At 36.6% G+C, this 9,661-nt stretch carries 9 protein-coding genes; 6 read left to right on the forward strand and 3 right to left on the reverse strand.

Annotation, left to right across the window (positions count from 1 at the left end):
- Positions 1-98: 98 nt before the first annotated feature.
- Positions 99-1,199 carry a glutamate--cysteine ligase family protein gene (locus PN450_RS23730; RefSeq protein ID WP_271837755.1) on the reverse strand — a complete coding sequence of 367 codons (1,101 nt, stop codon included), beginning with the start codon at positions 1,197-1,199 and terminating at the stop codon, positions 99-101.
- 248 nt (positions 1,200-1,447) lie between these two features.
- Here PN450_RS23730 and PN450_RS23735 point away from each other — a divergent pair, with 248 nt between their 5' ends.
- The 5 genes from PN450_RS23735 (at position 1,448) to PN450_RS23755 (ending at position 6,773) form a co-directional block, all read left to right on the forward strand.
- Positions 1,448-2,122: a Mo-dependent nitrogenase C-terminal domain-containing protein gene (locus tag PN450_RS23735; protein ID WP_271837756.1), complete on the forward strand. Its 675-nt coding sequence runs from the start codon at positions 1,448-1,450 to the stop codon at positions 2,120-2,122.
- Between the two features lie 77 nt (positions 2,123-2,199).
- On the forward strand, positions 2,200-3,228 hold the full coding sequence (gene obgE / locus PN450_RS23740) for a GTPase ObgE (RefSeq protein ID WP_271837757.1): 1,029 nt from the start codon (positions 2,200-2,202) through the stop codon (positions 3,226-3,228).
- Positions 3,229-3,322: 94 nt separating this feature from the next.
- Positions 3,323-3,811 carry a hypothetical protein gene (locus PN450_RS23745; RefSeq protein WP_271837758.1) on the forward strand — a complete coding sequence of 163 codons (489 nt, stop codon included), beginning with the start codon at positions 3,323-3,325 and terminating at the stop codon, positions 3,809-3,811.
- On the forward strand, positions 3,808-5,271 hold the full coding sequence (locus tag PN450_RS23750) for a tyrosine-protein kinase family protein (protein WP_271837759.1): 1,464 nt from the start codon (positions 3,808-3,810) through the stop codon (positions 5,269-5,271). The genes PN450_RS23745 and PN450_RS23750 overlap by 4 nt, the downstream gene beginning before the upstream one ends.
- Positions 5,268-6,773: a P-loop ATPase, Sll1717 family gene (locus PN450_RS23755; RefSeq protein ID WP_271837760.1), complete on the forward strand. Its 1,506-nt coding sequence runs from the start codon at positions 5,268-5,270 to the stop codon at positions 6,771-6,773. The genes PN450_RS23750 and PN450_RS23755 overlap by 4 nt, the downstream gene beginning before the upstream one ends.
- A 61-nt stretch (positions 6,774-6,834) precedes the next feature.
- Here PN450_RS23755 and PN450_RS23760 read toward each other — a convergent pair whose 3' ends face one another.
- Positions 6,835-7,965 (reverse strand): acyltransferase family protein, encoded by a 1,131-nt coding sequence (locus PN450_RS23760; protein WP_271837761.1) that lies wholly within the window; start codon positions 7,963-7,965, stop codon positions 6,835-6,837.
- Positions 7,966-8,091: 126 nt separating this feature from the next.
- Between PN450_RS23760 and PN450_RS23765 the strand changes: the two genes are divergently transcribed.
- The gene (locus tag PN450_RS23765) at positions 8,092-8,550 is read left to right on the forward strand and encodes a peroxiredoxin (RefSeq protein WP_271837762.1); all 459 of its coding nucleotides are present in this window, start codon (positions 8,092-8,094) and stop codon (positions 8,548-8,550) included.
- Positions 8,551-8,599: 49 nt separating this feature from the next.
- Here the strand turns inward: PN450_RS23765 and hpf are convergent, their stop codons facing one another.
- Positions 8,600-9,235, reverse strand: coding sequence for a ribosome hibernation-promoting factor, HPF/YfiA family (gene hpf, locus PN450_RS23770; protein WP_015080529.1), 636 nt, complete (start codon positions 9,233-9,235; stop codon positions 8,600-8,602).
- Between the last annotated feature and the right edge of the window lie 426 nt (positions 9,236-9,661).

Below are 9,661 nucleotides of genomic sequence, written 5' to 3' on the forward strand. Positions count from 1 at the left end.
ATTGAGATACCCTGATCATTGGTGATTGGTGATTGGTCATTGGTGATTGGTCATTGGTCATTGGTCATTGGTCATTGGTAAATATTACCTATTACCTATTACCTGTTATAACTTTTCTTGAGAGTGGCTTCAATTGAACCTAAATTTTGGAACAACTGAATTAATTCATGAGATTTTGTTTTTTTCTCGGATAAAATGACTTTTAATGGAGTTAAAAATTCAAGATCAGGATCATCTTTAAGGGCAATTTCAGCAACTTGTAAAAGTTTGTAAGAGTTAAGGAAAATGTCTTCATTTTCAAAGCCTGATTTTGCCGAAATTTGGTGTAAATTAGCATCAGGTATCATAGCTCTACCTGGTAAAGTTTCATCTAATACTAAACCTTTTAATAAAGCTAATAAACCTGCATAAATAGCGAAATTATCACAACTATCACAAGCTTTAAATTCTATCCGTCCTACTTCTGCGGGAATGCGGGCAATTTTTGTTAATGATGGTACACTTTTTATTAGTTCTTCTGCTGTTTCCACAAAAACTAATGCTGCCGGTCTTTTTCCTGTTCTCATAAATGTTCTGATTGATAAACCTTCCCATAAATCACCATGATAAAAAGGAGAACTATAACTAAAAGGAATGATGTAAGGGCTGTAATAAGTCAACTTTTTGCCAATATCAATTACCTGTTGAATAGGTAAGTTGGCGACGGAAATATTTAAATCTGGTCCATATGTTAACATGGGAATATTAGCAGTTTGTTTTTCTGGAGATACTTGTCTCCGTCTGATTTCATAATCATTTAATGGTGGTTGAGGATTAAATACCCGATGATAAGGATTGAAACTAATTAAAACGGGTGTAAAATCCAAACTAGAAGCTACTTCACTCAGTAAATAAAAACTTTCTGTTAATTCATCAATTGCTCCTTGAATAGTAGAGTGGATAGTTGTTCTAATTTCAATACCTTTAGCTACACAGTCAATTACTTCTTCAGAGTCGCTAAATCTTTCAAATCCTTCAATATACCACCGCTTTTTCTTAATCCCAGCATCACCAACTCTTAATTGTGGGTAGTCAGTGGGATAGATAGGTAATTTGTCAACAATTTGCTGAAAATCTGCAAATTTTGTATTCTGGAAATCTGCGAATTTTCCTTGATGATTGAGAAAAGCAACTTCATGTTCAATACCAAAGGAGAACATACTTTATACCTAATTAATGATAAATATAATCAATTATATCCATATTTTATGCCGTTGTGAATCAATACTGCTGAGTTCGGGCTAAAAAGTCCTGATCTCGGAGGTTGAGTTGAAGCAAGGAAACCCAACAAAATTCCTGATCATGTTGGACTACATTTACTTTATTTTTACCAATTAAATGTACAGAAATTTAGTTATCTTCAAGGTAACTTAATATTGACTAATAAAAATTACAGGACTGAGTTTTTATGACAACTACTGCTCAAACTCCTTACAGTAGCGAACAAATTATTGCTTGGTTACGTGGATTACTGACTATTGCTTGGGCTGATGGTAACTTTGATACTCAAGAACAGGAATTAATTACTAATCTGACCAAAGATGAATTAGCCCCTTCTGTTGATTGGAATACTCTAGAGATAATTGAACCAGATGAATTAGCGGCTATATTGGGTAAAGGTACGCCTGTAGCGGAAAATTTCTTGCGGACAGCGGTAATGGTAGCGATCGCTGATGGTATATACTCACCTAGTGAAGATGACCTACTTCAGCAATTGTGTCAAAAATTAGAACTGCAAGAAAGTTTACTCACGGCTCTACGTCATACCCTAGAAGATACCGCACAAATAAACGATTTCCCTGCGGCTGGACTTGAAGCCCCACACCCAGACGCTTTACGTCCCTTGCGTCAGTGGTTAGACGGTTTAGATATTCAAGACCCCAGAGTGGCGAAATTTTTGTGTAAGATGATTCCTTCCCAGTGTCCCTTTGAAAGAGATGTAACTCTATTCGGGCGGAAAATAGTTCATATTCCGCCATTGTGTAAAATTAACCCCCTTTATGAACAAATGGTAGGTTTACGCTTTCGCGCCCTTTCCTACCTAGCAGACGACTGTGGCGAGGATGTTACACCTTATATTTAAATTAGTTGTTAGTAGTCAATTGTTAGCGTAATTGACAACTGACAACTAACAACTAACAACTGACAACTGACTAAATTATGCAATTTATAGACCAATCAGTAATTGAAGTAGAAGCAGGTGACGGAGGCGATGGTATTGTTGCTTTCCGCAGAGAGAAATATGTACCAGCAGGTGGTCCTTCCGGTGGTAATGGCGGAAGAGGCGGTTCAATCATTTTTGTGGGTGATAGCAACCTCCAAACCTTGTTAGATTTTCGATATAAGCATTTGTTTAAGGCGCAAAATGGAGAACGTGGTGGTCCAAATAATTGTACCGGTGCAGGTGGAAAAGATTTAATTGTTGAAGTTCCCTGTGGTACTTCTGTTTATGATGCGGCAACGAGTGCTTTACTATGCGATATAGTTGAACCTGGTCAAAGTTTTCAGGTTGCTAAAGGTGGTAAAGGTGGGCTAGGAAATCAACATTTTTTGAGTAATAGTAACCGCGTCCCCGAATATGCCCTTCCTGGGTTAGAAGGGGAAAAGAAGGTATTACGTTTAGAGTTGAAATTGTTAGCAGAAGTAGGAATTATTGGTTTACCAAATGCGGGTAAATCTACTTTAATTTCTTCTTTATCAGCCGCACGTCCGAAAATCGCTGATTATCCTTTTACTACCTTAATTCCTAATTTGGGTGTGGTAAAAAAACCTACGGGTGATGGTACTGTTTTTGCCGATATTCCCGGTTTAATTGCAGGTGCTTCTCATGGTGCGGGTTTAGGTCATGATTTCTTGCGTCACATTGAACGGACAAGGGTTTTATTACACTTAATTGATGCGACAAGTGAAGATGTCATTGCTGATTTCCATACTATTCAGGAAGAACTGAAAGCTTATGGACGAGGTTTAGCTAAACGTCCGCAGATTTTAGCTTTGAATAAAATAGATGCTGTTGATAGGGAAACTGTTGATTTGGAAGCTTTAGCTATGCAATTAAATCATCTGGCTTTTGCGCCAGTTTTTATAATTTCTGCGGTAACTCGCACTGGTTTAGATGCAATGATGCAGGAAATTTGGCGGATTTTAGATGAGATTAATGTGTTGGAAGCGGAAGAGGTTGCAGTTTAGTTGATGGGTTGATTTCGTTGAGTAAAAGTCCGCGTTTGCGGACTCATTTTCAGCATTTTTATATTTTTTTGAAACCAATTATTAAGGAGTAATTTTGTTAGAAGCGTCTTTTCCACAAGCAGCAGCAAGGCATTTACATGATGCAAAAATTTTGTTGAATGTGTTGAATGAGGAACGAGAGGAACGATTGGATAATGCAGTATATCTAGCTGGTTATGTCGTTGAATGTTCATTTAAGGTATTAGTTACAGTATATCTTTCTGAAGATATAGAAGAAATAAAAACCCATGGTCATGATTTAAAAAAACTTCAAGGTAAAGCAATGAATAGGCTACGCTTAATGTATCCGGTGCTTGATATGCAACTTCCAACTTCTCGAATACAGGGAACTATCCTAAGTCGAAATCATCCAGAGCGACGCTATGCTAAATCAGGACTTTGGAATAAAACTGAAGCAAAGGACGCGGTTGAGCGAGCAGAGCAAATTTATCAGGAGATTATACCTAAACTGATTCTAGATGGCATAATTGCTCTAGATGGTACACTTACAGAGTTAGCAAATAGAAATTTGAGAGAATTATGATTAGTTTTGGTGATACTTTTGCAAGAGTAAAACAATGCTTTGAAAAACCTGACATAGAATCAAGATTGAAACCAAATCTGGAATCTGTAACCATAATTCGTGATGTTTATGGTAAAATACGCCTTTTCCTTGAACCTAAGAAAATCACTGAAGATAATGGCTCACAAAACAGTATTAAACTTAATTCATTAGACATAAATAAATTAAAACAATACTTAAATGCAGAACTTGGTTCTTATTACGATGACGATATTTGGTGTCCAGAACCAGAGGGTAAACAAGATGGTTATAAAGCATTAATTGATGTCATCAAAAATCAGAGAATTGAAGCCGAATGGAAGGATGATACTATTGCTATTGAACGGGATGATGAAGCTCCATTTCCTCGTTTGTATATACTAGAACGCCATATTGCTAAACATACATGGACTAATGAGAATTCAGGTAATCCTCCTTGGGAAATAGAAGAGGTTGATAGCGGTGATAAACCAGCAATCATCACATTTTTTTCATTTAAAGGAGGTGTAGGTAGAACAACAGCACTAGTCGCTACTGCACTCACTTTAGCTCGTAATGGACACCGGGTAGCTATAGTAGATTTGGATTTAGAAGCTCCTGGTTTATCTTCGATATTTTCTCCAGATAATCCAAAACCTTTTGGGGTTATTGATTATTTGTTAGAGAAAAAAATTCAAAGTAACAATTGGTCTTTAAGAGATCATATTTTAACAATTAATGATCCCTTATTGATCGGAGATTTAGGAGAAGAACTCTATTTATTGTCTGCGGGAACTGTAGATAATAATTACCTAGAAAAATTAGCAAGGCTAGATTTTCAAAACCTGATAGATCATCAACTTCCTGAAACTTTTCAAGAAATGATTAAAGAAATAGAAAGTGATAAGAGACCCCTTGACTTCATTTTATTAGATTCTAGAGCAGGATTTCATGATATTGGGGGATTAGCATTAACTGATTTATCTCACGCCGCAGTTATATTTGGTAGACAATCTCAGCAAAGTTGGGCTGGTTTAACTCACGTTATTCGTCGTTTATCTCGACCATTATCAGAAGAGAGAGAACAACTACCTGTAGTATTAGTTCATGCTATGTCTCCCAGTGTGCGAGAAACAGCAAGATATGGTGAATACGAAGAATTTAATTTAAAGGCATATCAAGTTTTTAGACAAAACTACTACTATGCAGATGATGAAGTTCCAAATTTAGGTGATGAGGTAGCACCTTTTACAGCCTTGACAATTCCTTTACAAGATGGTTTACAAGGTGATATTTCTTTATTCATTCGTGATGAAAGTAATGCAGAAAAAATTAATGCAGAAAAAAGAAGATTACAAGACTTGATTAATTTAATGACAAATGAAGATTATCAAAAAATTACTCGAAGGATTTGTAACTTATTTGGTAAAAATTTCAATAGAATTAATGAGGAAGTAATATGAGTAATTTTGATAAACAAAAACTACTAGAATTAATGGCTGCTATAGCACCAGGAAACGCAACAGCAGAAAATGAAGGTAATGATGATGATGTTTTTCTCAAAAACTTTCTGCCCATTCCTAACTATCGCCAAGTTTTAGAAAGAGATACACTTTTAATATTAGGAGGAAAGGGTGCTGGTAAAACTGAATTATTTCGGTTATTAGCCATTCCTTCAGGACGAATGATCCTCGTAGAAAATTTAAAAATCAGAGCTTTAGATGATTTAGAAAAAACAACATGGATTGCGGCTTTTGGACGGACTAGACAACAGGAAAAAACATTTCCTGCAATAGAAACTATAGAAGCACAGATGCAAAATGTTAGTAATCTTGATTGGCGTGCATTTTGGATTGGTTTAATGTTAGGAATAATGTTGCGCCAAAATCAAGGAATCTTAACAAGCTCTTGGGCTAATGAAATACCTTTAGAAATTCGTGAATTATTAATCAATAAGTTACCTCTATTATCTGCTTGGTTTCCTCTTGTGCGTCAAGACATAGAAAAAATAAATCATGCTTTAGATTTGTTAGATGAACAATTAATTAAAGCTAATGAATGGCTATTTATTACCTATGATGAATTAGATAGATTAGTATCTTCATATAATCAATTAGCTGTTCCTATTCGTGAGCTTTTAGCTTTTTGGTTAGACAGGTGGCGACGTTGGGAAAGAATTAGACCCAAGATTTTTTTACGTACCGACCTGTTTAGAGAAGATTTTTTAAGTTTTCCTGATGCTTCTAAGCTAAAAGCTTATCAGACTAATTTAGAATGGAAAGATGCTTGGTTATATCAACTACTATTCAAAAGATTAGCAAATTCTGGTCAAGAAATGGCTGATTATTTAGGGACATTACCAAGGTTTCTCAAAGAAACTAACACACCTTTGGGAATAACTATAACTAGCTCGGAATATTCTCACCAATTTATGATTGAGAAAATAATTGGTAGATTCATGGGTGAAAATCCTAGAAAGGGTTATACATATAGCTGGATTCCTAATCATCTTAAAGATGCTGGAGGGAGAATTGATCCAAGATCATTGTTAAATCTGTTTTCATTAGCAGCAAATCGCAAACTCGGAGACTTTAATCCGCAAAATTTATCTGGAGATACCCTACTAAATCCCCCTGATTTGCAAGGTGCAATTGTTGAAGCTTCTGAACATAGAATTGAAGAATTAGTAGATGAATATCCTTGGTTAGCACCTCTGAAGAACAGCTTGAATGGCTTGAAAGTTCCTGTTGAAGAAGAAATTTTTCTAGATAAACTTAAAAATACAATATGGAGTGAAGAATCTGGAAAACAACCACCCACTTTAAACCCGGAGGAAATTATGCGATATTTGCTACAACTGGGAATTATTGACAGGCGTTCTGATAAGCGTGTTAATATGCCTGAAATTTATATGTATGGATTTGGAGTAAAACGCCCTGGTGGTGTAAAACGTCCAAAACGATAGATTTTCTCAATTTCTAACAAAATATTGGACAGGCAAGATGCCTGTCCCACAAAAGTTTTATTTACACTTTAATAAACCAACGTTTCTGATACATCAAAACAGCAACACCATACCAAAATAACAGGGTAACAAGTGCAAACAAAAATGAGCCGTTGAAATTTCCTGCCCAAGATGCAAAGATATTTTGGTAAATCCAATTATAGATACTCACAGCAGTTTCACCAGTAGCCAGTTGGGTTTTTGCTGTGATTTTAATCAGGAATACAGAAGCCACAAAAAGAGCGATCGCATTTAATCCCATGATCTCAAAAGGCTTACTCCAGCGTTTAATTAACCTCACTTCTATCAATTCATAACAAGCTGCTAATAACATTAACGCCCAACCAGTGGTAAATAAAACATAGGAACTCGTCCAAATTTTCTTATTAATGGGAAATGACACATCCCAAATAATTGCAATTACCAAACAACACAAACCAAATAACACTAAATCCATGCTAGTTTGTGAAGTAGCCTGTTTTTTATCTTTAATCCATTCCCCAGTAAAATAACCGGCTAAAACGCTAACTATTGCCGGAATTGTGCTGAAAAGTCCTTCTGGATCTCCCAGGAAATTAAACCCATCACCTTTATATAAATGTGCCTTGGGAATAATTAATCTATCAATAAATGCGCCAAAATTACCTTCTCTCGTTAGCACTCCTGCACCATAATCAGGAACAGGAATATACATCATTGTCAACCAATAAGCAATTAGTAATCCTCCTGCTACTAGCCATTGACTTTTGCGAGGTAATTTTAAAACTATTAAAGATGCAAAAAGATAAGTTAAAGCAATTCGTTGCAATACCCCCATTAAGCGGATACTACTTAAATCAAAAGTCCAAACACCTTGATTCCAAAAACCATTTAATACTAAACCCAATATAAACAGAATCGCAGTGCGGCGCAGGATGCGTAAATAAACTGCTTTGGTGGGCTTGTTCTCTGCGGTATATTTTGCTAAAGAAAACGTCATAGCCACACCAACAATGAATAAAAAGCAGGGAAATATTAAGTCAGTGGGTGTACAACCGTGCCATTCAGAATGGCTGAGGGGACGATAAACATCATCTGCAACTCCTGCCATATTAGCAAGAATCATCGCAGCGATGGTAATACCACGAAACACATCAAGGGAACTCAGACGCATAGACGGAATATCTTATTTAAGGATCTCACCTTACTCCTCCTGATGCACTTTATCAAGGAAAATTCTAGAAGCTAGGTTACAGGGTAAACTTTTATTAAGTAATGTTTGAAGTTTAAATTTTTTAATATGGCTATCAAAGTTGGAGATACCGCACCTAATTTTAGTCTACCTACCCAAAACGGCGAAAATGTTAGCTTGGCAGACTTTCGGGGTAAAAAATCCGTTGTTCTCTATTTTTATCCCAAGGATGATACACCAGGATGTACTATAGAATCTTGCGCTTTTCGAGATCAATATGCAGTATTTCAAGCCGCTGGTGCTGAAGTTATTGGTGTGAGTGGTGACTCTAGCGACTCTCATCAAAAGTTTGCAAATAAATACAATTTACCTTTTACACTTTTAAGTGATCAAGGTGATAAAGTCCGAAAACAATATGGTGCAACTACCGCTTTTGGTTTTATTCCCGGCCGAGTCACCTATGTGATTGACCAAAATGGTGTGGTTCAGTATGTACTTGATTCCATGTTGAACTTTAAAGGCCACGTTGAAGAAGCATTGAAAATCCTGCAACAACTAGCAGCATAAATTAAGATCCCCGACTTCTTAGAGAAGTCGGGGATCTGACTCTCGATAATTAAACTCTAGATTTTTCTGCTACACCAACATGAGCAGATTTGCCATTTTTACCGTTGCCGTTACCGTTATTACGAGGTTGAATTACTCCATAACCGCCGTGATTACGTTCATAAATGACGTTAATCTCTCCACTTTCTGCATTATGAAACATATAAAAGTCATGTCCCACCAGTTGCAGTTGTTCTTGCGCTTCTGCCAATGTCATTGGTGGCATGGAGAAGTATTTGGTGCGAACAACCTCTTGGGGTAATTCAGCGGTGCGATCGCCTATTAAATCCGCTGCAACAGTTTCGGGTGCTACTACTTCGTTAGTTGATATAGGTTGAGTTTTATGATCCTGCCTTTTTTCCTTATATTTCCGTAATTGCCGAGCAATTTTGTCTGCAACTAGGTCAATACTTGCATATAAGCTTTCGCTGCTTTCTTCCGCACGGATAACACTACCATTAGCATAAATAGTTACTTCTGCCGCTTGCTTCGTACTTATTCGGGGATTGCGAGCTACGCTTAAATGGACATCCACTTGATTGGTGATGTTCTGGAAGTGACTAACTGCCTTTTCAATCTTTTGATGCACATATTCACGAATTGCATCAGTGATTTCAATATTTTTACCGTGGATGACAAGCTTCATGTAAACTCTCCCGCTCAATATTATATGTGATGTTTTCAGTTAGGAATAGAAATTGCGGTAAGGCCTATCACTGCCACCAGCATAAATCGCCACCTATCCCTAAGACATTGCCTTTTAGCATTTTTAACACTTCTTACATCGTCATGTTTGCGCTATTTATCGTCTTGTTTCCAACTGTTTACCAAGGAATTGGCTGTTTGAAGCAAAACTATTGAATTAGGCCTTTTGAGATATATTTCTTTTAAACGCCTAGTTCTATGGAACTTTACCAAAATAGGAGTGCTTGCCGTTCTATAAAACTTACCCAAAATTACCAAAGTCTAGACACATCTGGACAGCGATAACCTTAGTGTTTACTTCCTGCTTCATCACGGTCTTAGAATGGCTTCTAAGAGGTTTTTCCGCTCCACAGGCAATCTCGGTAGA

This window comes from Dolichospermum lemmermannii CS-548, from assembly GCF_028330815.1.
GTDB lineage: Bacteria > Cyanobacteriota > Cyanobacteriia > Cyanobacteriales > Nostocaceae > Dolichospermum > Dolichospermum lemmermannii.

Bases quoted from the DNA above. Each gene is read 5' to 3' on its own strand.
- PN450_RS23730 (WP_271837755.1), bottom strand. From the start codon at position 1,199: ATGTTCTCCTTTGGTATTGAACATGAAGTTGCTTTTCTCAATCATCAA.
- PN450_RS23735 (WP_271837756.1), top strand. From the start codon at position 1,448: ATGACAACTACTGCTCAAACTCCTTACAGTAGCGAACAAATTATTGCT.
- obgE (WP_271837757.1), top strand. From the start codon at position 2,200: ATGCAATTTATAGACCAATCAGTAATTGAAGTAGAAGCAGGTGACGGA.
- PN450_RS23750 (WP_271837759.1), top strand. From the start codon at position 3,808: ATGATTAGTTTTGGTGATACTTTTGCAAGAGTAAAACAATGCTTTGAA.
- PN450_RS23755 (WP_271837760.1), top strand. From the start codon at position 5,268: ATGAGTAATTTTGATAAACAAAAACTACTAGAATTAATGGCTGCTATA.
- PN450_RS23760 (WP_271837761.1), bottom strand. From the start codon at position 7,965: ATGCGTCTGAGTTCCCTTGATGTGTTTCGTGGTATTACCATCGCTGCG.
- PN450_RS23765 (WP_271837762.1), top strand. From the start codon at position 8,092: ATGGCTATCAAAGTTGGAGATACCGCACCTAATTTTAGTCTACCTACC.
- hpf (WP_015080529.1), bottom strand. From the start codon at position 9,235: ATGAAGCTTGTCATCCACGGTAAAAATATTGAAATCACTGATGCAATT.